The organism is Streptomyces capoamus (genome assembly GCF_014654935.1).
GTDB classification, from domain to species: domain Bacteria; phylum Actinomycetota; class Actinomycetes; order Streptomycetales; family Streptomycetaceae; genus Streptomyces; species Streptomyces capoamus.
In genome coordinates, this window is sequence record NZ_BNBF01000031.1 from 9,793 (window position 1) to 35,872 (window position 26,080).

At 69.3% G+C, this 26,080-nt stretch carries 26 protein-coding genes; 9 read left to right on the forward strand and 17 right to left on the reverse strand.

Annotation, left to right across the window (positions count from 1 at the left end):
- Positions 1-17: 17 nt before the first annotated feature.
- The 11 genes from IE312_RS33325 to IE312_RS33375 form a co-directional block, all read right to left on the reverse strand.
- Entirely contained in the window at positions 18-926 is a 909-nt protein-coding gene (locus IE312_RS33325; protein WP_189985965.1) for a DUF6192 family protein, read from the reverse strand.
- Between the two features lie 619 nt (positions 927-1,545).
- Positions 1,546-1,971: a Pycsar system effector family protein gene (locus IE312_RS33330; RefSeq protein ID WP_189985966.1), complete on the reverse strand. Its 426-nt coding sequence runs from the start codon at positions 1,969-1,971 to the stop codon at positions 1,546-1,548.
- 240 nt (positions 1,972-2,211) lie between these two features.
- Complete coding sequence (locus IE312_RS33335) at positions 2,212-3,345, reverse strand: relaxase domain-containing protein (protein ID WP_189985967.1); 1,134 nt, start codon at positions 3,343-3,345, stop codon at positions 2,212-2,214.
- Entirely contained in the window at positions 3,345-3,614 is a 270-nt protein-coding gene (locus IE312_RS33340; RefSeq protein WP_189986020.1) for a relaxase domain-containing protein, read from the reverse strand. The genes IE312_RS33335 and IE312_RS33340 overlap by 1 nt, the downstream gene beginning before the upstream one ends.
- 6 nt (positions 3,615-3,620) lie before the next feature.
- Positions 3,621-3,803 (reverse strand): DUF6207 family protein, encoded by a 183-nt coding sequence (locus IE312_RS33345; RefSeq protein WP_189986028.1) that lies wholly within the window; start codon positions 3,801-3,803, stop codon positions 3,621-3,623.
- Between the two features lie 173 nt (positions 3,804-3,976).
- A complete protein-coding gene (locus tag IE312_RS33350; protein WP_229900734.1) occupies positions 3,977-4,522 on the reverse strand; it encodes a lamin tail domain-containing protein in 546 nt (181 codons plus the stop codon).
- Between the two features lie 640 nt (positions 4,523-5,162).
- On the reverse strand, positions 5,163-5,435 hold the full coding sequence (locus IE312_RS33355; protein ID WP_189985968.1) for a hypothetical protein: 273 nt from the start codon (positions 5,433-5,435) through the stop codon (positions 5,163-5,165).
- Positions 5,435-5,668: a hypothetical protein gene (locus IE312_RS33360; RefSeq protein WP_189985969.1), complete on the reverse strand. Its 234-nt coding sequence runs from the start codon at positions 5,666-5,668 to the stop codon at positions 5,435-5,437. Before IE312_RS33360 ends, IE312_RS33355 begins: the two co-directional genes overlap by 1 nt.
- A gap of 64 nt (positions 5,669-5,732) precedes the next feature.
- Entirely contained in the window at positions 5,733-7,274 is a 1,542-nt protein-coding gene (locus IE312_RS33365) for a UvrD-helicase domain-containing protein (RefSeq protein WP_229900747.1), read from the reverse strand.
- Positions 7,275-7,768: 494 nt separating this feature from the next.
- Positions 7,769-8,917 carry a DUF6083 domain-containing protein gene (locus tag IE312_RS33370; protein WP_189985971.1) on the reverse strand — a complete coding sequence of 383 codons (1,149 nt, stop codon included), beginning with the start codon at positions 8,915-8,917 and terminating at the stop codon, positions 7,769-7,771.
- A gap of 202 nt (positions 8,918-9,119) precedes the next feature.
- On the reverse strand, positions 9,120-9,497 hold the full coding sequence (locus tag IE312_RS33375; RefSeq protein ID WP_189985972.1) for an SH3 domain-containing protein: 378 nt from the start codon (positions 9,495-9,497) through the stop codon (positions 9,120-9,122).
- 393 nt (positions 9,498-9,890) lie between these two features.
- Between IE312_RS33375 and IE312_RS33380 the strand changes: the two genes are divergently transcribed.
- Entirely contained in the window at positions 9,891-10,655 is a 765-nt protein-coding gene (locus tag IE312_RS33380) for a hypothetical protein (protein ID WP_189985973.1), read from the forward strand.
- Between the two features lie 80 nt (positions 10,656-10,735).
- On the opposite strand, the gene tpg is transcribed toward IE312_RS33380, so the two are convergent.
- The 6 genes from tpg to IE312_RS33410 all read right to left on the reverse strand — a co-directional run bounded on the left by tpg (position 10,736) and on the right by IE312_RS33410 (position 16,495).
- On the reverse strand, positions 10,736-11,290 hold the full coding sequence (gene tpg / locus IE312_RS33385) for a telomere-protecting terminal protein Tpg (protein WP_189985974.1): 555 nt from the start codon (positions 11,288-11,290) through the stop codon (positions 10,736-10,738).
- 114 nt (positions 11,291-11,404) lie between these two features.
- Entirely contained in the window at positions 11,405-12,757 is a 1,353-nt protein-coding gene (locus IE312_RS33390) for a replicative DNA helicase (RefSeq protein WP_189985975.1), read from the reverse strand.
- Positions 12,754-13,926, reverse strand: a complete 1,173-nt coding sequence (locus IE312_RS43010; protein WP_229900735.1) for a hypothetical protein — start codon at positions 13,924-13,926, stop codon at positions 12,754-12,756. The genes IE312_RS33390 and IE312_RS43010 overlap by 4 nt, the downstream gene beginning before the upstream one ends.
- A gap of 240 nt (positions 13,927-14,166) precedes the next feature.
- Positions 14,167-14,916: a glycosyltransferase family 2 protein gene (locus IE312_RS33400; protein WP_189985976.1), complete on the reverse strand. Its 750-nt coding sequence runs from the start codon at positions 14,914-14,916 to the stop codon at positions 14,167-14,169.
- On the reverse strand, positions 14,913-15,689 hold the full coding sequence (locus IE312_RS33405; RefSeq protein ID WP_189985977.1) for a glycosyltransferase: 777 nt from the start codon (positions 15,687-15,689) through the stop codon (positions 14,913-14,915). Before IE312_RS33405 ends, IE312_RS33400 begins: the two co-directional genes overlap by 4 nt.
- On the reverse strand, positions 15,689-16,495 hold the full coding sequence (locus IE312_RS33410) for a GntR family transcriptional regulator (protein ID WP_189985978.1): 807 nt from the start codon (positions 16,493-16,495) through the stop codon (positions 15,689-15,691). The genes IE312_RS33405 and IE312_RS33410 overlap by 1 nt, the downstream gene beginning before the upstream one ends.
- A 507-nt stretch (positions 16,496-17,002) precedes the next feature.
- On the opposite strand from IE312_RS33410, the gene IE312_RS33415 reads away from it, so the two are divergent.
- From IE312_RS33415 to IE312_RS33450, 8 genes are all read left to right on the forward strand, one after another.
- Positions 17,003-17,290, forward strand: a complete 288-nt coding sequence (locus IE312_RS33415) for a hypothetical protein (RefSeq protein ID WP_229900736.1) — start codon at positions 17,003-17,005, stop codon at positions 17,288-17,290.
- A gap of 143 nt (positions 17,291-17,433) precedes the next feature.
- Positions 17,434-17,814, forward strand: coding sequence for a hypothetical protein (locus IE312_RS33420; protein WP_189985979.1), 381 nt, complete (start codon positions 17,434-17,436; stop codon positions 17,812-17,814).
- A gap of 514 nt (positions 17,815-18,328) precedes the next feature.
- Positions 18,329-20,497, forward strand: a complete 2,169-nt coding sequence (locus IE312_RS33425; protein ID WP_189985980.1) for a coiled-coil domain-containing protein — start codon at positions 18,329-18,331, stop codon at positions 20,495-20,497.
- A 114-nt stretch (positions 20,498-20,611) separates the two neighbouring features.
- Complete coding sequence (locus tag IE312_RS33430; RefSeq protein WP_189985981.1) at positions 20,612-21,088, forward strand: hypothetical protein; 477 nt, start codon at positions 20,612-20,614, stop codon at positions 21,086-21,088.
- The gene (locus IE312_RS33435; protein ID WP_189985982.1) at positions 21,085-21,393 is read left to right on the forward strand and encodes a hypothetical protein; all 309 of its coding nucleotides are present in this window, start codon (positions 21,085-21,087) and stop codon (positions 21,391-21,393) included. The genes IE312_RS33430 and IE312_RS33435 overlap by 4 nt, the downstream gene beginning before the upstream one ends.
- Positions 21,394-21,943: 550 nt before the next feature.
- Positions 21,944-23,704, forward strand: a complete 1,761-nt coding sequence (locus tag IE312_RS33440) for an ATP/GTP-binding protein (protein WP_189986023.1) — start codon at positions 21,944-21,946, stop codon at positions 23,702-23,704.
- Between the two features lie 19 nt (positions 23,705-23,723).
- On the forward strand, positions 23,724-24,143 hold the full coding sequence (locus IE312_RS33445; protein ID WP_189985983.1) for a conjugal transfer protein TraB: 420 nt from the start codon (positions 23,724-23,726) through the stop codon (positions 24,141-24,143).
- Positions 24,144-24,224: 81 nt separating this feature from the next.
- Positions 24,225-26,080: chromosome segregation protein ParM (locus tag IE312_RS33450; protein ID WP_229900738.1), on the forward strand; the 1,856-nt coding region annotated here is incomplete at its 3' end.

A 26,080-nucleotide genomic window follows, 5' to 3' on the forward strand; every position in this document is an offset into this window, starting at 1 on the left:
AACGCCCCGCCCCACGGCTACTCGCCCGAGCCCTTCAGCAACTTCTGGAGCTGCTCGTCAAGGTCGACCTCGCCGCGGGTGACCGCGTTCTCGATCCAGTCGGCCGACGCCCGCACCCTCGACAGGCCGTGCAGGACCGTCTCGCGTTCGGCGTCGTCGAACGGCGTCCCGCGCAGGTTCGGCACGATCCGCCCGGCGGTGACCACGAACTGTGTGCAGGCCGCGACTAGGTCCATGAACTGGAGGTTGTGTTCCATCCGCGCCAGCTGGGGCAGCGGCGCCGCCTCATCGTGCACGAACGCGGCCTCCTGGCGGAAGCGGTCGAACTGCGCCTCGTTCACGGCGTGCCGGGCGGTGTCGTCGGCCATCGCCTTCGAGGCGACCGCGGGCCGGCGCAGGAAGTCCGTCGTCACCTTCGCCGCGACCTGGTCGTCCGCCGCCAGGTCGTGGATCGCGTCCACCTTCTCCTGCACGCTCTCGGGGGTGTCGACCTTCCAGCCCACGATCCGCTTCGCGCTGTCGTGCGTCCACCGCGCAGGCCCTCCGCGCGGGTGGGCCGGAGGGCTGGCGACCGCCTCGAACCGCTCCTCCTCGTCCGGGATCGACGCGAGGATCTTGTGAATGGTGTGCGAGACGTCCGCGCGGCGGTGCTCCTTCGGCCAGCGCGAGGCCACCCACCGGTAGTCCCGTACCGTCGTGTAAGCCAGGCCGACGTCCTCCGCGAACATCCGCAGGGCCTCGCCGACGGTGAATAACTCCTCGCTCCCCGACGGGTTCACCCCGCCGTGCGCGCGCATCGGCTCGATCTCCCCGGCCGCGTCCCCCAGCCGCCACTGGACGGCGCTCATCTCCGCGACCCAGCCCCGGCCCAGCTCCACCAACTCGTCGTAGCGCTGCCGGGTCACACTGCCGACCATCCCGGCCATCCGGACACCACCCCCAGGAGCCCCCGGGGACGACACCCGAACCGTGTCATCAACTCGCCCTGGAAACCCTCCACTTCGCACCATCCGACCGCCTCGCCCACGGCGGGAAGAGCGTACGGACCCGGCGCCCGAAGCGGCCCCGCAGACCGGCGGCGTGCGGGCTCACTCACCACCCTCTCGCGCACGCCGCGCGTGCCAGGCCCGTTTGCGGCAGACGGGAGAGCAGTAGACAGCCGAGACGGGACGGCCGACCCCGACCGTCCACACCACCCCGCACTGCGGACACGAAGCCGTCACGCCGGCCTTCACCGCCTCGGTCCGCGCCCTCGCCCGCCGCATCCGCCGCCAGTGCCGCGAACGGCAACGCGCCTCGCAGAACACCGCCGTCGACTTCACCGACGGCATCAACGCCACCCCGCACCCCCGGCACAACCGCGGCCCGTCCTCGCTGGCCGGGACGACGACCAACCGCAGCCGGGGCACCCTGTCACCGCCCACGCCCTTCACCGTACGAAGCAGACAACTTTGTCGGCCAGCAAGTCGAGCGCGAGTTAATCCCCTTGGCGAGTTAGTCGACACGGCCGACCGACAGATACCGACTGGCGCCTCAGCGGGCACCTCAACCCTCCACTGCTGCGATGAACGTGGCGACAGCCAAGAGAAGTAACCCGGCAATCAGGAAGTCGACGGCGAGCCGCAGTTGTGGAAACTTGCGGCGGACAATCCGCGAGAGGAAGAGGACACGCTCAGGCGTCCGATCCGTCCGCATGTGAACCATGAGGTTATCGCGGTCCAATTCGGACCATAATTCCCATCCCTCTCCGGCATGCCCGCCTAGAGATGGCCTGATTGAGAGAAGCAAGATCAGTATGGACGCGGCCAAAGCGATGAGCCCGAGTATCCCCGACAGGCGTACGTTCCAATCTAGGTCTTCGCTATGAGTGATTGCCGCGACCAGCGCCAAGACCCCCCCGTCGACTGCTATGAGCAGACTGGCCTTCGTGTCGTGTCGCACGAGTTCCTTGCCCAGCATGCTGTCGGCCATACTCAGATTTCGCTCAGTGTGGTCTGGTGGCTGCTGCGACATGCGGCCTCTCCATGGCTTGACGCAGATGAGGTGTTCTCTACGACGCCTGCGCCTCCGCCCCGGTTTCGCTCAGCGGCGAACTGGCTACGTACTCACGATCCGCCTCCCGGCGGGACAGGCCAGACCAGGCCACCCCGACTCCTGTGAGATGGAGAAGCTGACACTTCTCGTTGTCATGAGGGCATCAGGAACAGGCACTCAGTGGCCAGCCTCCCGGCCGCGGTGCGGTCCGGACTCCTGTGGACGGTGCGCTTGTTGGTCGTCCTCGCGCGCCGGGTGTGGGCTCTCGGCATCGTCGCGGTGGGCGTAGCGGTCCATTGTGGCGCGGGTACGGTCGGCCGCTGCGGTGAAGGCGTCCCCGAGGTGGTGTAGCCGCTCGGCTGTGAGATCGAGGGCTTCCACGTCGGTACGGGACTCCCGCAGGGCCCGCAGCGCCATCAGGTCGATCGCCTCCTGTCGGCCGGGCTTCGGCTCCTGGTCGTCGTGCTCGGTGCCGGCCGGCTCGGGCGCGAGCAGCTGCTCGGGCATCGCCGCCTGCTGGTGCCGGGCGACGTCGTACGCCCGGCCGCGCGTGACAACGGTGGAGCACAGCTTCTCGCGGACCGCAGCCCCGGCGAGGACGGCCCGCTCGTACTGCAACGGCACGCGCGATATCTCCCACTCTCCCGGTCCCAGGTCCGAAGGCCGGGGCGCGGCGGGTGCGATCGGGTCGGCTGGTGGCTGCCGGTCGGGGGCGGTGATAGGTGGGCGCCGGCGGTCGGAGGTGAGGTCGGCCAGTGACCAGCGGGCGGTGTAGAGGCGGTAGGCGGACAGCAGGCCGCGCAGCGTCTTCGGCTCGCTGATGTCCACGCAATAGGTGGCGAGCGCGGCGTCCACGATCTGTTCGTCCAGGCCCGGCTCGCGGCGGCGGCCGCGCAGGACGAAAGCGAGGTGACGGCGGGCTTCGGTGAGCAGGTGCCGACGGTGGAACCCGCCGCCGCCGTTCATCACGAACACGGTCGCGGCGACGTCGACGGCCGCCAGGGCGACGTCGACCACGGCGGCGACCCGGGCCCGGATGGCGCCGGCTGCGGCGCGGGCGGCCATCCGGTTCAGCTTGGCGCGGGCCCGCTCGGAGACCACGGGCAGGAAGCGCAGCTCGCCGTCGTCGTCGACGGCGGTGACGTACTCATGCTCCAGCTCGGCCAGGCAGGCGGCGATCTGGTCGCTGCGCCGGGAGGTCCAGCGGATCAGCTCGTGCGGGACGCCGGCGACGTCCATCACCGGGCGGCGCCCGGCGGTGACGGTGCGCGGCTCGGACGCCAGCCCCAGCGCCTCGCACGCCTCGGCCATCACCAGCTCGTTGTAGAGAGCGATGCGGCCACCGCGTGCTCGAACAGGACCTCGGAGTGCACCAAGCCCCCCTTGCCATCGGGGCGCAGTGCCTTGGCGGACAGAAGGAGGTGGTCGTGCAGGAGCGGCATCCCGGAGCGCGCCTCGTAGTGGCGGAACCGCGCGGCGACCAGACCCTGCACCGGGCGGACCTTGTAGACGCCCTGGGCGCCGACGCGGATGATCGCGTGATCGTGGATATCGCTAGGCCAACCAGGTAGGGCATCCAGGTGAACCTATGCGGTCACCGCACTAGCCGGCGCGGTGCTGTCCTGCAGTCGGATGAACTCCCGGCCGCCGGCGAACCCGCAACCGGAGGCTAGCGCCGAATGGAAGGCGAAGGCGGTCTGGTCGTCGGCCGCCCCGATGTTCACGACGATCAGACCGGGCTCCGAGACATGCACCTCGTGAAGGTCCATGAAAGCCACCACGCCTGCGCAGCAATGCCGGCGCGCGCCCGAACAGGGTGGGACGGCTACCGCACCCGGCTCACACCGCCATGCCGGTATGGAAGGTGGGCCGTCCCCGCACGAGGCGACCCACCGTGGACACGTCCGGCTCATGGCCGGCCGTCAGCTACCGCCGCGTGAGATCAGTTGCGGTGTCCGTCGCGGTGGTCACCGCCGTCACGACGGTCGTCACCGCGGTGGCGCCGGTCTGCACCGCGGTGGTCGCGGTCATAGCCCCAGGACACCTCGTCGACGAACCGGTCGCGGTGGTTGCGCAGGGTCGCGGTGTCGGAGTCGTTGTCCCACACGTACGCCCGCCGGTCCTGGTACAGGTCCGACCAGGTGTCGCGGCCGACGCCGGTGTGGACGCGGACGGTCGCGCCACCGTTCAGACGGTAGTGGTGGAAGGTGTAGGTGTGGCCGTCCTCGTCGGAGAGGGTCCAGCCGTCGAGGTTCACCGACCGCCGCGAGTCGTTGGTGAGCTCCACCCACTCGGCGTTCAGTGAGCGGTTGGAGCGGTCGTCGCGGCCCGGGGAGTCGTACTGCACGTCGCTGATGTAGACGACGGGGTGGTGGTGGCGGCCGTGGTGATGATCGGCGGCCGACGCCGGCAGCGCCACGGCGCCCACCACGGCAGCAGCCACGCCGGCGACGGCGGCCAGACGACGGACGGGAGAAGAAACGGACACAGAGGTCCCCCTTCAGGTGCGCACACCCAGCCCGACCCGCAGCGTCGAAAACCGCAGCCCAGCCAGGTGCGTTGTGCTGGTGCGCAGCCGGTCGGCCGCACACCCACACCCTGCAGCGCGCACCACCCCATGTGAGGGAAATGCGAAGGTCGTTACTGTTTACGCGAGATTCTGTGATATTCGCTTGCAATAGACATCCAAGTCGTCTGTGGACAACGTCGACGGCTTTCAGATGCCAATTCGCTTGTGATTGCTGGACCGAGACGCCAATCACCGAGGTCCGCCACCCCTCCCTCGCAGGCCGGTTCACCCGAAAGTGAGTAACAGTCTCCGGCGCCCACTCCAGCCGTCCACGGGGGCGCAAGGCCCACAGCGCGCGCCCCTGGCAGTGCCTACGCGACTGCGTGGCGAGCCTCAGGCTCCACGGCAGAATCCGTGATCGGCTCCAGGACCATCTCCGCACTCGAGCACTTGCGCGGGGTGTACGGGGTCATGCCCGGCTCAGTGGTCTAGGAGTGCCTCCGCGGGGCGGGTGCCTTGGTCGGTGGCGGTCCCGAGGCGGGGGCCACGCCGCCGGTAGATGCCATCGCCGCCGAGCCCCTGCCTTCCGCGAGGGGCCCCCGTGGCGGTGAGAGCAGGGCTAGACCTCGATGTAGGCGACGACTACGACGGTGCGCAACGCGGTGACGAAGTACAGGATCCGGACGGCTTCGAGCTCGTCGGTGTACTGGCGCAGCTGGGGGTTGGCGGTGTCGCCGGGGATGGGCTCGCCGGCGTCGGGGTCGACGGAGATGACGACCAGGGCGCGGTCCAGGGCGTGAATCTGGGCCTCGCTGGTGATGTTCTCCAGCTGTTTGGCGGCGGAGTCGGAGAAGGCGATCCGGGCGCGGCGCGGGCCCTGCTGGGGGGTCATCAGGCGACGGCCGGGCGCTGGCGGGCGAGGCGGGCGAGGTGCTGCTCGCGCAGTTCCTCCCATGGGGTGCATTCCTCCACCGGCGGCAGACCGTTCGCGGCGATGTCCTCCAGAACGCCGGCGAACTGGTCGGCGGCCGCCCTGGTACGGGCGGCGTACGCGCGCACGGCGTCGGCGGCCGCGGGGTCCAACTGCTGCCGGACGGTGACGGAAGGGCCCGGCTGATCGCTCATCGAGTCTCCCTGCACTACTGGACTGAGCCACCAAGGTATCGCCGAGGACACCGGCCCGGGACCCCTATGCCGAGTCAGCAGGCAGACGCCGGTCAGTGGGTGGACCCAGCCGGTCCCAGGGCGAGGAGTGCACTGGCGCCGGGCCCGGGTGATCTCCGGCTTGGACGGCGAACTGAGGGAAGTTGTTGATCCAGGACAGTCCGCCCAGGTCGAGGCGCTGACGGGCCCGGGTGACGGCGACATAGGCGAGACGCGCCTCGCCCAGGTCGATGTCGGGCAGCGGGTTACCGCCCTCGTCCGTCTCGGTCTCGGACGCCTTGTTGCCGGGGCGCAGCTCGAAGTCGGCGGCGATCCGTACTGTGGGCCATTCTCGGCCCTTGGACTTGTGGGCGGTGGAGATCACCACTTGTGCGTCGTGTTCGGGGTAGAGGCTGCGGACCGCTTGCAGGACGACGTCGACACCGTGGTCTTCGATGATCTCGACTAGGGGCAGCAGGTCGGTGCCGGAGGGGTCGGTGGTGGCGTACTCGTACAATTCGTCCCAGGTGGTGAAGAGGACCAGTTCTGGGTGGCCGGTACGGTGTCCGGCCTTCAGTTCGCCGGCCGCGCGGGCGAGTTTTTCCAGTGCCTCGCCGCCGCCCACCATGGCGACGCGTCTGCCGTCGGCCAGCAGGGCGAGGACTTCGCGGATGGCGCCGGCGTTGGAGCGGCACAGGACGGCGTCGGGGTTGTCGACCGGTCCGACGCTGGTGTCGATGGCGGGGCTGCCTTTGAGGCGCAGGGGGGATTCCACGATGGCCAGCCAGCGGTTGGCCTCGGTGGCCAGGGCCGGGCCGAAGCGGAACGACTGGGTCAGGTGCAGCTGGGTTCCGTCGAAGCCCGTCATGACGTCCCGGGCGCCGCGCCATCCGTAGATGGCCTGGGCCGAGTCGCCCACCATGATGAGCTGGGCGTGGGAGCGCTGGGCCAGGAAGACCTGTTCCAGGACGGGGTTGGTGTCCTGGGCCTCGTCCAGGAGGAGGAAGTCGGCGGGGATGGTGGGCGTGGTGAGCGCCCAGATCTTGAGGTAGTGGTCGGGTTCGAAGCGTACGGCGCCGCGCTCGGGGTTTTGCAGGTCCTTCCAGGCTCGTCGGGCGTAGGGGAGCACGATGCGTGCGAGGTCGGGCCGGTAGTCGTCGGGCAGGCCTTTTAGTGTCGGTACGTGCCGGTAGTGGATCTCGTCGTCGGCTGAGTGGCAGAACCGCTTGACCGTCTGCAGGACGCTGTAGGAGATGGTTTTGTGGGTGAGCAGTCGTGGTCCGAGGCGGACCTGCATGGTGGGTGGGATGCCGAGCCGTTCGCCGATTTTCCAGCTGGGTTCGCGTGGGGTGTTGAGGCGGGCTGAGTACTGGCGGCCCGTGGTGCGCATGGCCAGTCCGTGGCCGGTGAGGCAGGGAACGTTGCTCGGGAATTTGCGGGCGGCGTCGTCAACGACGGGCCGGTTGTAGGCGAGGTACATTCCGCGGCGGCGGTCGGAGCGGGCGGCCATGACCAGCACCGTGGTCTTCCCCGTGCCGGCGCCGGCCTGGAGCGCCAGGTGGGCACCGGACCGTTTGGCCTCGATCACAGCGTCCTGTTCGGGTGTCGGCCGCGGCCCTTTTGGGGCCGAGCCTGCACGGGGTGGCCTGCCTGGCTTGGGGGGTGGGGTCGAGGGCGCGCGGCCGCCGGGGCGCGGCTGCGGCGGGAGCGGTGTGGATGGCGGCGGTGGAGCCGGGGGTGGGGGTTTGGGCCGGGTCAGGCGGTCCAGCCACTCACGGGCGAGGAGGACTGCCTGCTCGATGACCTCCGAGGGTGCGCCGACGCGGCTGTCCACGCCGAGTCGCCGGTTCAGCCGCGCGTTCACTTCGCCGTATCCGAGGCCTGAGTGGACCTTGAGCTGAGTCATCAGGCGCCGCAGTTCCCGGTCGGGTGGCAGCGGCGCGACAGGCGCCTGGGGAGGCGGCGGGGCAGGAGCGAACAGAGCCATCTGGTCTTCCGGCGGCTGCTTCTTCCCACGTGACGAGGACTTGGCCATGGCACTCTCGTGATCTCACAACCGGCAACATCACGAAGAGTAGCGCCTCATAACTTGCTGTTTGGCCCACCTGAGGAAACGAAGTGCAGATGCGTGCGCTGGCGGCGCCGGGCAGCGCGTTCGCATTTCCAGCACAGCCACCCTTCGGGCACCTTGGAGACGCTTCCGTTGCGGCAGTCCGGTGTGGCGCACTCCGTTCGCTCGGGTCCCATGGACAGCCCGGCGATCCGAGAGGCCGGGGCTTTGAGCGGCTCTGCCTGGGCCGGCCGCTGTCGCAGGATGAACTCGTCATGGCGCAGGGGGTGGAAGTGCACCCACTGCGGTGGCACGGCATCGGGGGCAGAGTTCGCCCCTGGCGCATGGTCGACGCAGCGCTGACGCATCCACCGGTTGAACGAACCCGTCTGGAGCGTGTGCAGCTCATAGACCCACATGGTCGTTCCCGCCCACAGCACATCCTGCCCAGCCCGGCCGGCGGCATAAGGGATCTTCATCTCGCCCCAGACTCCATCGTTTTGCGACACCCTGTTCCTGCACCGCTCGCCCGTGCTTGCTGCTCGCGCCACGCACTGGATGGTGTCGACCCGGCCGGGAGCCAGCCACAGGAGGTTCGCGTAGGCGACCACGTGCCGCTGCCCTTCGACCGGCTCGACATACTGCTCGGCGACGTCGTCTTCATCCGCCGGTGGAAGGTCCGGCACGAAGCCCTCTGCGATGAGCTGCTCCATACGTGCGCGCAGGCGCGCCCTCGCACGCGTGATCTCGTCACTGACCTTGTCGTGGTGCGTGTACGCCGGGCAGAACGCCGGATGGGGGACGTAGCAGCGCGAGTCTCCTCCGTCTCCTTGCACAGCAACGCCCTGCATGACGCTCCAGCGCATCCGCTCGGGGACCGCGGCGGCCGGGACCATCATGGGCATCATCGGGATCCGGCCGTGGTCGTACCGGTCGAAATACTCCATGGGCAGCCCGCAGTACCGGCACTGCGCGAGACTGTCCCGCCTGAGAGTTGTCGACCGGTTGGACCTGTGCAGCCGCATCGTGCGGGCAGGGCCGAAGCCAGCAAAAGCCTCGTCTTTCGGTGACCCGTCCCAGTGGAAACGCTCATTCACGAGGCACTTGTACGCCTGAACACCAAAATAGCCCGTTATTGACCCTTTTGAGGGCATGGCGAGGTGGGCCCACGAGATGGTCACGCAGCACTAGCGCGGCTCGGCAGGCCCTCGGGACGAGTGCCATGGCAGCAGGTAACCGAGCCAGCGACCCCCAGGGGCGGGGTCGGATGAGCGGCACGATGGCAGCCATCTCTCTGCTCCGCCACGCTCATACGTAGGCGGTGACGCGGCGGCGCCACCACTCGCCGACTCCTGAGAGCCCCGTGTTCTCTCGGGCACCCCGTCAGTCGATCTGCGTGCAGACGCTCGCCCGCAGCGCGCGCTTGACCACCCATCCCGTAGTGCCCTCGCGCAGCCCTGACGACTTGCGGGTGCCGGACGCGCTGCCGGAGTCGTAGGCCAGGCGGATCCGGTACCAGCCGCCCCGGGCCTGCGAGGCATACACCGCGTCGCCGCGGTGGAGCAGGCCGAGTGCGGTGTAGCGGGTGCCGGGTCCGGTCCTCAGCCGTACGGCGTCGGCCGTCACCTCATAGCCGCACTTGCTGAAATCCGCGCGTGCGGTCGAGGCCTGCTCGAGGGTGCCGGCCGAGGCCTGCGGGACGGCAGCGGCTGTGCTGGACAGGACAGCGGCCACGGCCGCGGCGAGAATCAGTCGTTTCACGCCCCGCCAAACCCCAGGGGGCGGCAGCTGTCACGGCATGGGGCCGAAAGATCACCCGCGCGAGTGCGGCCGCCCATGCTCGCCGTCCTGCGAGGCGCGGCAGGCCGTCCCGTAAGGGCTTGTCAGGCGGAGGAGTCCGGCACTGCATCATCCGTGCAGCCTGCTCCGAGGGCCCGGCGCGGGGACGGCGAGGCTGCAGAGTGAGCCCCGAGGACCCCTCGGGCCCGCAAGTCTCCGAGGTCGGGGAGGTGGAAGCCGGGCAGGGCGTCGAGCAGGTCGGCCTGCGAGGCGCGGATGCCCGGGGCAGGGGCTGCGGGGCCGGTGCCAAGGGTGCGGCGGCTGGTCACGGCGATCATCGTACGGGCGGGGACTGTTGCGGTCAGACTCTCCGCTATGTCAGAAACCTTTTGGACCGGTCTTGGAGCGGTCGGCGGCACGCTGGCCTTCTTCGGGGTCGTGTGGCAGGCCTACCTCACGCACCGCGCGCTCAAGGTCAGCCAGCTCATGACCGCTGATGCGATACGCAGCCGCCTTGACGCCCAGGCACCGGACGTCAGTCTTGAGCTGAGCACCCCGCCGTGGGAACCGCGCGCATGGACCAGCATGGGCATGCCGTGCAACACCTGGCCTGCGGGGCACACCTGGCACTTCCCCGCGGAACAGGAAGGGTCCAACCGTCTCGTTCTCCAGCAGATCCTGATACTGAAGAATCAGAGCGACCGACGGATCCAGGCCCGTTTCGACGGCGATCTGGTCGCGGTCAGCGAGAACAGACCCACAGCGGCCGGCGTGCTGTTGCTGGAGCCGGGTGAGACAAGCCCGGACATCTACCTGCAACGCGACTTCACCATCAAGGAGCTGTCGGAGAACTTCGAGGCACGGCAGGCCGGCCTGGAGCTGCCTCACCAGGTGCGCGGCACGGTGACGGTGGAAGACGACCGGGACAACGGGAGCACCGATCGCTGGGACCTGGTGCTGACAGGCTGCCCCGTTGAGCCTGTTCCCGACCGGGACGGGCTGTGGCAGATCGCACCCTGGCACCTCACCGAGGGTTCGGGCCTGCGAACCCTGGACTACAGCCTGCTGCCCCCGCGCCAGCGCCTCCACTGGGTCTCACGGGCCAAGGGAATCCAGCTGCCTGCGCCGGACGCCGCATAGCGGCGCCGCTTGCACATGCCGCACCACATATGGCGGGCAGCACCGTCACGGCTTGTTCGGCGTGATCAGACGCGGATGTCCTACAGCTCGAAGTCCAGCTGCTCAACGTCGGTGAACTCCACCATCAGGGCCTGGGCGCGGCGACCGCCGTCGCGGAAGTAGATCTCGCCGAGCGCTTCAGCGGTGATGTCGCGCAGCTGGTCGTCGGTGGCGCCAGCTTGCTGGGCGTCAAACAGACGGGCCGCGTAGGCGGGAGGCAGGGCGAGGGTGAGGTGACGCAGGCGGGCGTCGTCGGTGGTGCCGGGCGCGGCGGTGAACCCGAAGCGTGCCCGGGTGTCGATGACCAGGCCGGTACTGGTGGCGGCTTGACGGCGGGCCTGTTCCCGGATGCGGGGTTGCCAGCGAGTACGGACAGCGTCCTGCAGGCGCTGGGCAAGGTCGGGACGGGGCCGACGGATCTGGTCCTTCACATAGCGCTCAACGGTGCGCTGGGAAACACCGAGCGCGTCGGCCACGGCGCGGGTGCCCTTGAGTTGCTTGACCAGGTAGCGCATCTGCGCTCCGGCCGACTTGGGGATGGGGCGGGTGAACGCTTGCTGCACGGCACGCTCCAGGCCGTCTCCCACAATGCCCATGCGGGGCTCTCCGTTCGTGATCGGCTGTGGACCGCTGTGCGAGCCGTTCGCAGCCGGGCCGGGGGAGTTGCCCGACCCGAGGCGGAACGGCCCGCACAGCGGCGTTGAGGGCTGTTAGCGGGCGGTTTCTTCTTCTGCGGTCATGTCGCGCAGGCGGCTGTAGTGGAACTGGTGGGCCACGGTGACGGTGGCCGTGGGGCCGTTGCGGTGCTTGGCGACGATGAGGTCGGTTTCCCCGGCACGCCCGGACTCTGGCTCGTAGTAGTCCTCGCGGTGCAGCAGGACGATGGCGTCCGCGTCCTGCTCCAGGGCGCCGGAGTCGCGGAGGTCGCTGACCGCCGGCCGCTTGTCCTGGCGCTGTTCGGGCCCGCGGTTGAGCTGGGCGAGGGCGATGAGTACCGCTCCGGTGTCGGAGGCAAGGATTTTGAGTTCGCGGCTGATCTCGGTGACCCGTTCGTACGGCGACTGCCGGGGGTTGCGCTGGTCGGTCTGCATCAGCTGGAGGTAGTCCACGACGACCAGCGGGGCCCTGCCGGTCTCGCGGACGATGGTTTTGATCCTGGAGCGGATCCGGGCGGGGCTGACGCGGGCGCTGTAGTCCATCCATAGCGGCAGGCCCCGCAGTTCGGGGGTGTACCGGTCCAGACGGTCCCAGTCGTCCTGGGTCAGGCCGTCGACGCCGTCGCGGATGTGGTGGAACGCCACGCGTGCCCGGGCGGACAGGATGCGGTTGCTGACTTCGGCCCGGCCCATTTCCAGGCTGTGCACGAGGGTGGGAGCTCCTGCTCGGGCGTTCGCGGTGGCCACACCGAGCGCGAAGGCGCTCTTGCCCATGGCCGGGCGGGCGGCCACGACGACCATCTGTCCGGGCATGAGCTTCATGAGCGTGTCCAGGTCGGTGAAGCCGGTGACGGCGGCCGGCGGGAGGGACACGGCGAGGCTGTCCAGGTGCGCGTCGAGGTGGTCCCCGAACCGGCTGAAGTCGTTGTCCTGGTCGCCGACGGCGAGGCTTTCCAGTTCCGCCTGGTGGGCGGCGATGGTCTCCGGGATGGACAGCGGATCGGCCTGCCGGGCGCTCTGCATGCCGCGTACTAGGGCGGCCTGGTAGCGGCGCACCTGGGCGTAGCCGTGCACGAGGTCGGCGTAGTGGGCTGCTTCGGCCGACGAGCAGGCGTCGCTCGCGATTCGGGAGAGGCCGACCACACCGCCGACACGTTCGAGGTCGCCGGTGCGCCGCAGTTCCGCCTCGACAGCCGGTACACCGGTCGGCCGACCGACGCCGTGCAAGCGGACCACCGCCGACCACACCAGCTCGTGCGCAGGCTCGTACCAGTCGCCCTCGCGCACGGCCTGCGCCACGTCGGCCACCGGGTCGTAAGCCGGGGTGGCCAGCAGGCAGGCCCCCAGCGCGCGGCGCTCGGCGTCCACGGAGACGGCCTGGTCCTGGTTCAAGGTCTGCGTGGTCACTTGGCCACCTCCACTTCGCTGCGGGTGATGCCGGGGTGCGCGCAGCGGCGCTGAGGGCCGCTGTCGTCGTCGTCCAGGAGCCAGCCGTAATCGTCACACGCCGGGCAGGCCGCGATAGCGGCCTGCGTAGAGGCCCGTTGCGGGCTGTTGCCCGCAGCAGCAGGGGCGGTCTTCGGGCGGACCAGGGCGTAGCGACGCAGGTCCTGCACCCAGCCGGGCAGGCACTTCGTCCATGACTTCGCCCCCTCCGTGTTGCGCAGGAGATCGGCTTCCAGCAGCGCGCGTTCCTGAGGGCTCATGCCCACCAGGGACGGCCAACCCTGCTCCTGCATCGTCGCCAGTAGCTTCGGCGCCACCCGACGAGCGGTCGCCGCGCCTGCCTGCCAGCGCTGCATCTGCTGGAGGAAATCACGGGCCGCGGTGATCTCCTCCGGGGCGAAGTCCGCCCCCTCCCTTTGTGACGGAAGGGAACCCAAGGGGTCGGTGAGGGGGTAGGGGGAGGAGGATTCCTCCTCCCCCGGGGGGTGTGGGGGGGACACGATTCTGCTTCCCGGAACGCGGGAAGCGTTTTGACCTGCGGAAACGCGGCGGTTGACGCTTCCCGGAACGCCGGAACCGTCGTTACCGCTTCCGGTGTTCCGGGAAGCGTCCTGACCTGCAATTTTGCGAGGTTCCCGGAACACCGGTTCCGGCGTTCCGGGAAGCGTTGCGATCTGCGGTTTTACCTGGCCGTGATCTTTGGGTTCGGTGGATGACGGCGCCCAGTCCGGGTTCCAGGCCGGGTTGTCGTACACCTCGTAGACGACAGGCCCCTTGCGCCCCGCCAGCGTTGGGTGCGGAAGCTGAACGCGCCGCAGGTATCCGGCCTCCAAGAGGCGCGCGAACGACTCATAAACGGCGTTTTTGCCGACCAGTTCGCGAGCGTTCTTCGCCGAGCGGATGCCGCGGCCCTTCAACTGCTCCCAGACCGTCATGGGGGTGGACTGGACGCCGGATGCCAGGTTGAACATCACCTGAAGCATCACGACGTAGTCCAGGGAGTGGACAAGGTCAGAACCGACGCCCATGTGCCGGGGAACGGATACGCCACTGGCCGGCGCTTGTGCTCTCTTGAGCAGACCGGACCCGTTGACTTGCCCGGAAACGTCTGCTTCTTTCTGGTTGTGCAAGGGTGGTACATCTCCCCAGTTAGGAGAGTCGCAGCCAGCAGATGTGACCCCGCAGATCCCCGGAGTAGTGGCGTTGCGCAATGTCTTGCGCATACTCTGGGTACAGGTGACTGCGCGGGCCATGGGCCCACGGGCATCACCCCGGCGAGGTCACCTCACCGGACACGACTCGCAGTCTTGGACAGGCGTGAGAGTCGACTTATGAGGGCGGTTCCGTTGTGGCGACGGACCGCCCTCAACTCATTGAGGCATCCTTGCAGACCATGCTCGCAAGGCTTCGGCGTGTTCCTGAATCAGTGACATACGGGCTTCCCACTCGGGACCAGCCCGATGGTCAGGGTGCGCGGTGATCTGGCCGTCATGCTTGCGATAGAGCAGGCCGACATCGCCGATGAACCACCCGCTGGACAAAGCGTCTAGACCGAGCAGCAGCCCTGTATCGCCGGAGGCCGGCAGGGCCATCCAGCCGCCCAGCAGTGCCAGAAGGGGCCGTCGAACACACAGTGTGGCCGGGTGAATCTGTGGTCGGCGGTGCTGGATCCAAAAGCCGTAAGCGCTTCCCTGCGGGAGGATGCCGGGCTCCGGGTCACTGTGTTCGAACGATCTCACGGCGCCATCCTCAAGGAGGTCGAGCACGCGCGATGTGGTCCAGCCGACGGCAGGGTGCGCCTCTAGCACGGCGATGTCTCGCGCCAGAGCACCAGGCGCCAGCTGGTCATCGGAGTCCAGGTTCTTCACGTACTGGCCTGACGACCGAGCGAACGCCAAGGTGCGCGCTACATGAGGGCCACCCTGACGGGACGCGGAGATACGGATCCGTGGGTCATCCGTCGGTAGATGCGCGGCGGCCTGGACTTCCCGACCGTCTTCCTGGATGCACCACTCCCAGGACCAACCAGCAGGGAGGGTCTGGGCGACGAGGGAGGCATAGGCCTCGGTGAGAAAGGCGGTCCCCTCGCCGTGAATGGGCGTGACCACCGAGATGATCAAGAAGTCCTCCCCGGTGCCGCCAGACCCTGCATGGGGCTCCAGCGCCAGCCCAGAGCCCGGAGGCCCTCCAGCCGTGGCAGCAGCACATCATCGAGCGCGGAGCGCTCAACCGGGTCCCAGTGTGCGGCCTGCGCGGTCGACTGAGCAGAGTGCTTGCGATAGATGGCACCAGGCTCTTCGATCATCCAGCCCTGGGATACAGCCTCACACAGCAGAAGCAGCGCTACGTCTTCGGACGCCGGGACAGCCGGCCATCCACCCATCGCAAGCACGAGGTCGGTGTACGCCGTCATCGTGGTGCCGACGACCGGGAAACGCTGTGTCTGGTAGCCGACGAGCATCACGTCGTTGGCAAGCGGACCTGCGGGAGGGTCGTGGGGCCCCGGGCGAAGGGTGCCGTCGGGCAGCAGGTCCAGGCACGCGGATACGCACCAGGCGATGTCCCTGTGCTGGGTCAGCGTGGTGATGGCACGCTCCAGTGCGCCCGGCGGCAGGAGGTCATCCGCGTCCAGGGCGCGGATCAGGTCGCCGCGCACCCGAGCCATTGCCATGCTGCGGGCCATGGCAGCGCCGCCCTTGCGGCTGGTTCCTGCGGAAATACGGTCGTCCCGAGGCAGGATCGAGTCGAGGAAACCAGTCTGGCCGTCCTCCTGGACGACCCATTCCCAGTCCCAACCCTGCGGCAAAACCTGGTCGCACAGCGAGTTGTATGTCTCGCTGAGGTACTTTTCTCCCCCGTGATGCACGGGAGTCACGATGCTGATGAGGGGCATTAGTTCCAGCGCTCCAGGTGCGTGGTATAGATCAGCTCAATCCGATCCGCAGGGATCGGGATATCCATCAGTTCGACGGGTTTTCCATCAGTGGAATAACTGATCTTTCGGATTCTGATGACAGGTACACGCGGCGGAATGTCGAAGTCCTTTACCTCTTCGGGGGTGGGCATGCTAGCTGTCACATGGTCCACGATCTTGCCCAGCTCTACCCCGATCGTGTGCAGCTGGTGCATGGTGCCCCCCGGCCACGGCTCCTTCGTGGCATCGAGTAGATCCGGGTTGCCGCTGACCAAGTCATACGGCAGGTAGCTGATGGATCGGTCTGCGCCCGCTCCCTTCGCATGGCGCCTGGTGTAGACACGCCGCAGTACGGACGCGCCGGCGGGTAGTCCCAGAGCCTCGCGCACGTCGTCCGGTGCAGCTATAACTGCGTATTCCGCCTTGTCTTCGTACAGGGCAGTCAGAGGAATGCCTGAGTCTGCCTCGGAAACGCCCGCACTCGAGCGCTGCGACCGAGGGAGTCGGACTGCCTCTTTCTCGGCGTGGTAGCGCTCATTGCTCCGCTTCTTGTGCTGCGGCGGCACGCGCACCCATGTGTTCCCGCCGGCTAGGCCGGAGAGGACCCCCAATTCTTTGAGGGCTACCACGGCTTTACTGGCCGTGTTTTTGTTCACACCGTATTTATCGGCGAGAAGGGCAATCGTGGGGATCTGATCGCCGGGGGCCAGGTCGCCGCGCTCGATCTCCTCCAGGAGTGAGGCGACGACGCCCTGAGCGCTGCCGTGCGGCGTGGGCTTGGTCATGGCCCCACCTTCGCAGATCAGACACGCTCAAGCAACACCTTCCTAGGAAGGTAGTTGACGGTGTCGCGTCGACGTGTCAGTCTCTTCTCGCGGCAACCTTCCTAGGATGATTCATCCAGTCTAGGAAGGTTGCTTATCGACTGGAGGGGCAGCGCGTGATGGCGGCTCTGAAGGAATCGGCCGTGCCTTGAGAACTCCACAGAGACAGATCAGCAGGCATCTGCGACAAGCCGTAGGCCCTGCCGCGCGAGCAGCAAGCACCTTTTTCCCATGCCGCCCTTGCCGGGCGGACAAGTGATCCACACGTGCGGTGACATAAGGGCAAAGATCGCGATCTTCTGCAGCCTGTGCTGCCCGCCGTCGACCGCGCCCGCGGGTTCGGTGGCCAGCGGAGTGCGCAGGACGCACTGCCCCGCCCATGGTGCGGGGCCCGCACGCGACGAACCCCCAGGGAGGCACCCCTGGGGGTTCTGTTCGCGGTCTTGCATCCCAGAGAGGACAGACCACGTGCACAGCATCGCATTGCCCCGCCTCCACCCGAGTGTGGACTCCGAGATCGGACCCCGCCGGCCTGGGGCCATCTACCAGAACACCGACGGCCGCTTCGAGGTTCTAACGCTCATCACCGACCCGGCCGACGCCGCGCAGCTGCTGCGCCGCGACAGCGCCCGGTGGGCGGTCATCGTCCGCGACACCCTCCGCCCTGACGGGCAGCCCTTCGCGATCGGCAGTGTCTGGACGACCAGTGACTACCTGATCCGTCCCGCCAAGGCCGCCTATACCCCTGCCGCCTGACGGCCCGCCACGGTCCGTCTCCCGCCCCAGAGCACCGGAGGCGGGAGACGGGCCGCGGCTGGCCGCCCGGTCAGTCGAAAGGTGACGGCCCCGGAAGGTGAGAGCTCCGGGGCCGTCCGGTCACAGGAAAGAAGGACCTTCCCTTGACCACGACGATCATCACACGCTCGGAGCACCGCCGGACAGATGCCAGCGGCGACGACATGTTCGCCCGCGTCCTGACCGCGATCAACTCCCACCGCACCCCCCGTACCGCCCCTTCCCGGGCGCGCTTCACCGAGCCTGGTGTCGCACTCGGCACGTACCTGCTGGCCGCTGTCCGTGCTCAGGACGTCGCGATCCCCGCCCGCCGACGCGCGCCGCGCACGGTCGCCGAGATGCGAGCGCGTCTGACTGCGGCAACGCTGCCCGACGGCGAGTCCGACTCCTGCCCGGTCTGCGGCTACTGGCGCTGCCGCTGCAGTCAGGCGCGCATCCAGACGCCGGTCACCACCGGCAGCGCGTCCTGGACGGGGGCGGCCTGATGCGTGACTGCTTAGCCAAGGTCATCGCGCCTCTGCGGCACTTGTGGCAGTGCGCCCGCTGCGGCCTCTGGTCCGACACCGAGCAGTGTCAGCACTGCTGACTCCGCCGCCCATACAGGCGGCCCGGGCGGCACAGCACCGCGCAGCCCGGGCCGCGTCCGCGGTCGGCCCGACGCATCCCCTTACACGCCTGCTGCTCGCGGCCGCCGCTGTAGCGGCCGCTGCGGCATGGGAAGCCGGGCACCGCGTCACCGACCTCCATCCCACCCGCTGGCACCACGACCGCTGAGCTACACCGCTCAACCGACACCGCCACCTCTGTCGGCTGCCTCCCGGGCCCGTCACGTCCGCTTAGGCGGCCGGTACGGGCGCGGCGAGGGGAGCCGGACAGCCCGGACCAACAGCACCCGGCCGCCCACCACCGGCCGGCCGGAGCTGCCTGCCCAACCGAATGACCGGACCAGCATTGAACCGCCACCCCGCCCGGGGCGGCATCGACCCGGAAGGAGGCGGCGTGGCCGCCACCCGAACCCGCAAGAGGCCCACCGCCCGCAAGAAGCCGGCCGCATCCCGTCCGGCTGCACAACCCACCGCCTCCACCACCCCCGACAGTTCCCCGGCTGCGGCCGACCAGACGGACACGGGCCTGGACCTGGAGGCACTGGCTCACGTCACGGACGCCCGGGACCGAGCCGCCGACATCATCGACAGCGCGCGCGAGCAGGCCGCCGGCCTCCAGACAGAAGCTGAGACGGCGGCCGCGTGCACCATCGCCGACACCCACGAACAGGTCACCAGGCTGCTGGCCGAGGCGCAGACCCGCGCCGCAGACATCACCGCCGACGCCCACCAGGAGGCAGCCGCCCACCGGGTCGCGGCGACGAACGACCTGGAGACGGCGCGTAGCAAAGCCGACCGGCTGCTGGCAGAGGCCCGCGACCGTGCCGAGACCCTGCTGAAAGAGGCCCGCGCGCAGGTCGCCGACCTGACCGAGCTGGCCGCCACCGACCGCGCAGCCGCGGCCACGGCGGTTGCCGAACTGCGGCGCCTGGCCGAAGCCGACCTCACCGAGATCAGCGCCCTGGTCGACCAGCGCCGCACCGAGGCCAGCGCGATCCTCGCCTGCGTCCAGGAGCAGGCCGACGAACTGGTGGCCGCGGCCCAGCGGGAGCTGGAGCAGGCCCGTGAGCGGTTCGCCCAGCTCGCCAAGACGGCGGCCGAGCAGTACGACGGCCGACGCAGCGAAGCGCAGCAGCTGTACGCGGACGCGGTCAAGGCCGCCGACGACCGGCGCCGTGAGGCCGAGGCCCACGTCGCCGCCGCACATGCCGAGGCGGAGCAGGCCCGCACCGAGCTACGCGAGCAGCTGCGCAAGCTCACCGACCAGTTCGACGCGGAGGCCGCCGCCAAGCGCCAGGCCCTCGCTGACGAACTCGCCGGACTCAAGGCCGCGTGCGACAAGCAGCGCGAGCGGCTGCGGGAGGAAGCCAAGACCGTCGCCGCGCAGCTGCGGGAGGCCGCCCAGAAGGAGGCCGATCGCATCACCTCGGAGGCGGAGCGCAAGGCCAAGGGCATCACCGACCGGGCGCAGGCCGACGAAGCTCGCGCCCGCCGGTTGCTCGATGAAGCCCACGAGGCCAAGCGGGCCAACTCCCGCTGGCGCGACTGGCACCAGAGCCTCAGCCGCAAGGCGTGGAAGACGGCCCCGTGGATCGCGCTCGCCGCCGGCATCGGCCTCGCCGCCTCCGGCGAGTACGAGCTGGCCCGCATGGTCGGCATCCACCCCTACGTCGCCCCGCTGCTGCCGGTGTCCATCGACGTCTACTGCGTCACCGCCTTCCGCACCAAGAAGGACATCGGGGCGGCGCTCGCGCTGATGGCGTCGGCCAACGTGGTCTTCCATCTGTCTGAGCAGGCGCACCTCGTACCCGAGGGCGCGTCGGCTCCGTGGTGGCTGACGACGTTCGTCGTGCTGATCTTCGTGGCCGTCATTTGGCGCGTCCACTCGCTCATGCACGACGCTGGTACGGACGGACACGGTGGTACGGACACGGCGACCGAACCGGACGCACGTACTGGTACGGCCGCTCGTACGGACGGCGCGGCTGGTCCGCAGCACGCCCGTACAAGCCCGGCCGGTACGGACTCGTACGGCGCGTCAGCCGATACGGTCCCCGCTCGTACGGCCCCCGGCGCCGCTCGTACGGAGCCTGTACACGCCACCCCACACCAGACGGCCCCGGCGGGAGCGAATGCGGGCGTGACCAGCGCGTACAGCGACCGTACAAACGGCGTACATGCCACCACGGGCGGGGCGGCGCGTACTAGTACGGAGCACTCCGGCCGTACCAGCGCCCCCGTGTACGAGGGCGGGGCGCGTACTAGTACGGTCACTGCCCGTACGACCCCGGCCGACGGCGTTCCGCCCGCCCGTACTGACACGGCCAACGGCCGATCCCGTACCAGCCCGGCGGCCGCAGCCGGGCGTACTGGTACGGCCACACCCGCCCGTACGGACGCCGAACTGCTCCCTGCCGTGCAGGCTCTGCCGCGCGAGGACGACGGCTTCGTCAACGTCTCCCGCGTCCGCACCCAGCTCAGCGTCAATCACAACCGCGCAGTGCGCCTGCTCAAGGAGGCCGGCCTGCTGCGCCCCGAGGACGCCGACAAGTACCTCGGGTGAAACCGTCCGGCACACACCAGTGAGGGCCAGCCCGAAGGAAGCGGGCTGGCCCTCGCTGCGACTGCCGGAAGCAGTCAGACAGCCCCACCAGTACACCAGGAGGGAATCCCCGCTGTGAACAGCAACAACGACCCGAACTACTCCCCTCTGCGCGACGTCGCGCAGAGCCCGGAGGCAACCGCCCGGTACCTGGCCGACGTTCAGCGGGTCCTGCTGGACATCGGTAAGAACCTGGAGACCCTCGCGCACGAGACCCGCGTGCACCTGCGCGACACGCACGTGGAGGGCGACCGCTGGTACCACGCCAGGCTGCGCGCGCTGCCGGTCGAAAAAGCGCTCGGGAGCGTGCTCAAGAATCTGAACAACCTCACCGAAGGCCTGGAAAAGAGCGCCTATAAGCGCCGCGCTCACGACGAGGTCGTGGTGAATACGGCAAAGGAAAGGAAAGAAAAGGAGCTGGAAAAGCAGCGTAAGAAGAACCCGCAGCCGCTCCAGGCCGCACCGAATCCGCCGCAGCAGGGTGCAAAGAGCCAGAACCTCGGCTATGGTGGTCCCACGTCGATTTACGACATGGGTCGGGAGTCGGCGTGAACCGCCCTCTCAGCAGCGCCGAACGCTCCGTACAGCGGCGCCAGAACTGGCTGAAGGAAGAGGCAGCGAAAGCCCGCGAATCTCGCGGCGAGGCAGGGCAGATGGAATTCTGGCTCCGCCTGGCACGATCCCGAATGGCCAAGGACGTCAAAGCCGGTCGCGGCGACGTCTACTCCGGATTCGCGCTGATCTGCCGCCTGTTCATCACGGCGATGGACCAGCGTGTGGCGGGCAACGGACGGATCTGGAACGACCTGCTGCAGTACGCGGAGCAGGTCGTGGCGAAGCACCCCCCGCGTGACTGAACGTCACCAGAGAAGGCCCCGCCAGGCTCCGGCGGGGCCTCGCGCGCGTAAAGCGTGCACACGTGCACGTGCACACGCGTGCACACAAGATCCCACGCTCTGTCAAGTCCCAGGAGGGAGGCGCACCGTGTCCGATGAGGACGGCACCGGGACCTTGGTCCACGGCCCCTGGAGCGGTGATTCCACGTACGTGCCACCGCCGATCCCGGATTACGGCGACACCATTCCGCCACCGGAAGACATTCCCCCGGCACCCCCGGAATCGCCGGAAGAGACGACAATGGAACTTCCGGCAATTCCGGCCGCTCCGGACCCGTCGATGGCCTTGCGTTCCGAAGGAATTACAGCGTCGAAAACCGACGAAGACGGTGGCGAATACGAGGAAACCGAATACGAGCAGCCTCGTTCTCTAGCTGACCGTCTCGGTGACTGGCTGGAATTCCGACTGGAAAGGGCGCGGGCGCTCCATGAAGGCGAAGCGCCTTTCCGTGAGGCCGAAATAGCGCGGAAGGCTGCACTGCTGGAGGGGCGCACCGCGCAAGAGGTCGCGATGATGGAGCAGAACGGAAAGCTCCACGCCGCGATGATGAAAGCGAAGAGCGACAAGGCGGCGGCGCGCGGAAAGGCGGAAACCGACCGCACGAAGTCGTCCGCCTCCGGCCTGGGATCGGACAAGAGCCGCGCGAAGGCCGGCGGCGGGGGCGGGTCCTCGCGCGGCGGTGGCGGCAGCGGGCCGTCCCGCAACAACTCCGGCTCGGGGCCTAACCGGCCCGGCGGCTCACGCGGTCCCAACTCCGGCGGCCCCAGCGGTCGTTCCGGTTCTGGACCGACCGGGGGCGGCGGAGGCGGCAAGAGCGGCGCGAAGGGCTCCCAGACGGGCTCTGGCGGCCGTGCAGCCGGTTCCGGGCGCAGCGGTCCGTCCCAGGGCTCGAAAGGCTCTCAGACGGGCCCTGGCGGCTCCGGCCGGAGCGGCGGCTCGAAGGGTGACGGCGGTCGGACACAGCAGGGTCCGGCGTCCAATGCTCGTGCCGAGCGGGCCCGCGGCCGCCAGGAGCGCGGCGGGGCCCGGCAGACCGGGCGGCAGGAACGGCGCGGCGCCGGGCACGCCGCCGGCGTCGCGGACCGGTCCAAGGACCGCGACCAGGCCCGCGCCCAGCGGCAGCAGGCGTGGGACGACCGCCGCGCGAAGCGGCAGGAACGCGACGCGGCACGGAAGGCGAAGCGGGAAGCCGCCGCGTCGGCCACGCCGGGCCGCACCACGTTGGGCCAGGCCGTCGGCGAGGAAGCCCAACGCCGCTTCGACAATCGCCGCGCCGACGCGGAGACCGCGAAGGACGCGAAGGCCGGCACCAAGAAGGTGAACCTGTCCAAGCACAAGGACTCCAGGGACAAGGGCACCGACGGCAAGGGCGGAAAGACCGCCAAGGAAGGCTCCGACGGGGCCTCCAGCGCCGCGAAGGACGGCAAGGCGACCGATGAGCCGGGCAAGGGATCCACGGCCGGTGACGGAGCGTCTCACGGTTCGAAGAAGCGGCGCCGATTCCGCCTGCGGCGTACCGGAGCCGGCCGAACTGGACGCCGAGGACGCGCCCGCCGCACCGGCCGGACGGGGCACGGTCGTACGGACCGGGCGGGTCGGCGCGGCCGTCCGGCGGACAGTCCGTTCGGCGAGGAGGACTGCACCCCGACGGTGGAGTGGCCCGAGCACGACACCCGCCCGCCCAAGCGCACCGCAAAACGCGAGGACGACATCGTCGACGCGGACATCGTCCCCGATGAGCCCGCGGCCGTGACCGCCGGCGTCAAGGGCCTGCCGCCCGCGCCGGAGAAGCACACCGCGCGGCCCGGCACCAGCCGACCCACCAGCACGGAAGGGAGCAGCGTGAGCAGCTCGGAAGTCAGCAGGCCGTCCGGCGCGAGCGGCCTCGCCGCACAGCACCGCACGGACATCACGTTCGACCAGTACCTGATGGAGATGGCGAACATCGCCATCAAGGCCGCCTCCGACCAAGAGCGCGCCGAAGCCCTGATGGAAGCCCTCGGCAAGGTCGCCGACGCCCTGCGGGACATGGCCGCCGACCTGGTCGGCGATCACAACATCGACACCGCGGTGACCGACCTGATCGCGGACCTGGCCGACTCCGCGGCCCGCATGAAAGCGCAGGCCGAACGGTGTGCCGAGCAGTGCGGCATCGCCAAGGAGGCCGCCAAGCTCGCGGCCGTGATGGTCGCCCGGATCTACGGCGAGGACATGGCCGCCAAGGAAGACGCCGGCCTCAAGCACGCGTCAGCCGCCGCCCACCACGACTGACCACGGGAGGAACCCCGCGATGAGCAGCGACCTCGCACCCCGCACCGGCAACGCGGCACCCGCCGTGGCCGACGACGACAACCGGTACAAGACCGTCCAGGCCAAGCTGGACAAGCTCGGCAAGGCCATGGACGACGCCACCCTCGAACTCGAGGCACTGCGGCGCAGCATGCAGGCCAACGCCAAGCACACCGACGACGTCGCCAACGACATCGAGAACGCCGACCTGGACCCGAAGTTCGTCGGCCTCACCGCCAACGTGGCCACCGCCCTGGACGGCGCCGCCCGGGACGTTCGGACTCTGTCCGACACCGCCCAGGAGACCGCCGACCTCACCCACGAGACCCGGCGCACCCACGCCAAGTTCTACGGCGCGCTGGATGACATCCGCTCCAACCGGCGCGAGAAGACGCCCAGGCCGGGCTTCTTCAACCGCTGACCCCCGCTCCCCCACCCCCGCCACGGGCGGCCCCGCAGCTTTCGCGGGGCCGCCCGTGCCCCTTCCCGAAGGAGTAAGCCGGTGACCACGCCGCGCAGTGCCGCGCTTGAGCGCCTCGCCTACACCCTCGCCGCGCCCGTGCTAGCCGTGGCCCCGAACCTCTGCCCCGACAGCCCCGTCAACTCCGTCGTGCAGCTGGCCGGCGCCGCCGGGGTCGCTGGCGTCTTCCTCGCCGCCAGAAGCGATGAGCCCGGCGCCGGACGCAAGATCCTGCGCTGGACCCCGCTGGTCCTGGCCGCCGCCGTCGACGTCGCCGCCGGGCACACAAACGGCTTCGGCCCGTACTGGCTCGACGGACTGCTCGCCGCCGGATGGGCGGCGGCCGGCTCCTTCGTGCTGCCGTTCTCCCGGCACACCCGCCGCCGTCACCGCCCCGCACTCGCCGCCGCCCCGGCCCCGCAGCCGGCGCCCGCCCAGGCCACGGAGCCAACGGTGGCGCAGCCGAACGACGGAGCCGACCAGCTCACCCGCGAGGCGCGGATGCTGTGGGAGCGCGCCGGGATGCCCGCCCGCACCCACGTCGTCAAGGCCACCCGGCACACCGCCATGCGGCACGACCTCACCCTGCTGCTGCGTGCCTCGGAGACCGGGCGGCCGATCACCGGCCTCTCCCCCGAGATCGTCGGAGCCGCATTCGGCGTGTCCGCGGCCGACGTCACCCTCAAGGACGTCACCATCCAGCCCGGCCGCCAGGGCGGACCCGGCTGGATGGAAGCCCTCATCACCCCGGAGGCCAACGCCCGGCGCCGCACCAAGCCCACCGACGCCGAGCGCTGGATCGACCGGGTCGCCGGCCCCAAGGGCGGCGCCCCCGGCTCCGAGCTGGTCCACAAGACCCGCGACAACGAGCGCGGGGTGACCTTCTACCGGGCGAAGATGAGCGACTCCACCGAGTCGCCGCGCATCGACCTGCCCAAGGTCTGCCGTGCGCTGGACCTGCCCGAGGACGACTCCTGCGTCTTCGTCCTCATCGACGGCTCGGAGTTCCTGATCAGCGCGTTCGACACCCCGCCGCTCAGCGCGATCTTCCCCGCCACCCGCGACCTGCTCACCCCCGACGCCAAGGGCATGTACGTGTGCGGGTTCACCATCACCGGCCAGCCGGTGAAGACCATGGTGTACCAGCACGACAAGAACGCCCCCGCCCACGGCCTCACCCTCGGGGTCAGCCGGTCTGGCAAGACGCAGTTCTTCGCGATCAACATGGCCGCCCAGTCCCTCGACGGCCAGGTGGTGTGGCTGTCCACCGTCCGCAAGGACGAAAAGACCACCGTGCTCGGGAAGTACATCGACCGGCAGGGCTCCAACGCCCTGTGGATGGCCCGCTCCCTGCGGGCGGCGAAGGCGCTATGCGAGATCCGGGCGGACATGCCCTGGCCGCACGACGGTCAGCCGCACGACTACAAGCCGGGCGACCCGCGCTGCCCGTACCGGCAGCTCAACGTCTACGGCGATGAGTTCATGACCGCCGCGCAGGACGCGGACTTCGGCGAGTTCATCCAGAAGGACGGCGAGGACCTCACGGTCACCGGCCTGAAGTACGGGATCGGCTTCAACCCGGCCGGGCAGTCGCCGTTCGCGCACAACGGCTTCTCCACCGAGATGAAGGACAACCTGCGCCAGAACTCGAGGCCGGTCATCTTCAACATGGGCTCGCCCGGCGCCACCCGCAAGGCGGCGGAGGGCACCATGGAGAACGCCTACGACGTGCCGACCATTCCGGCCCGTTACTCCCGCAGCGAAGGCTCCGCGATCGAGCGGGCCATGCGCGGTGAGGCGGACCCGGAGAACGGCGTCTCCACGGGCGGCGTCGCGGTCATCGTCCTCGACAACGGCCGCGCCGTGCTCATGCGGTCGCTGTACGCCGACTTCGACAC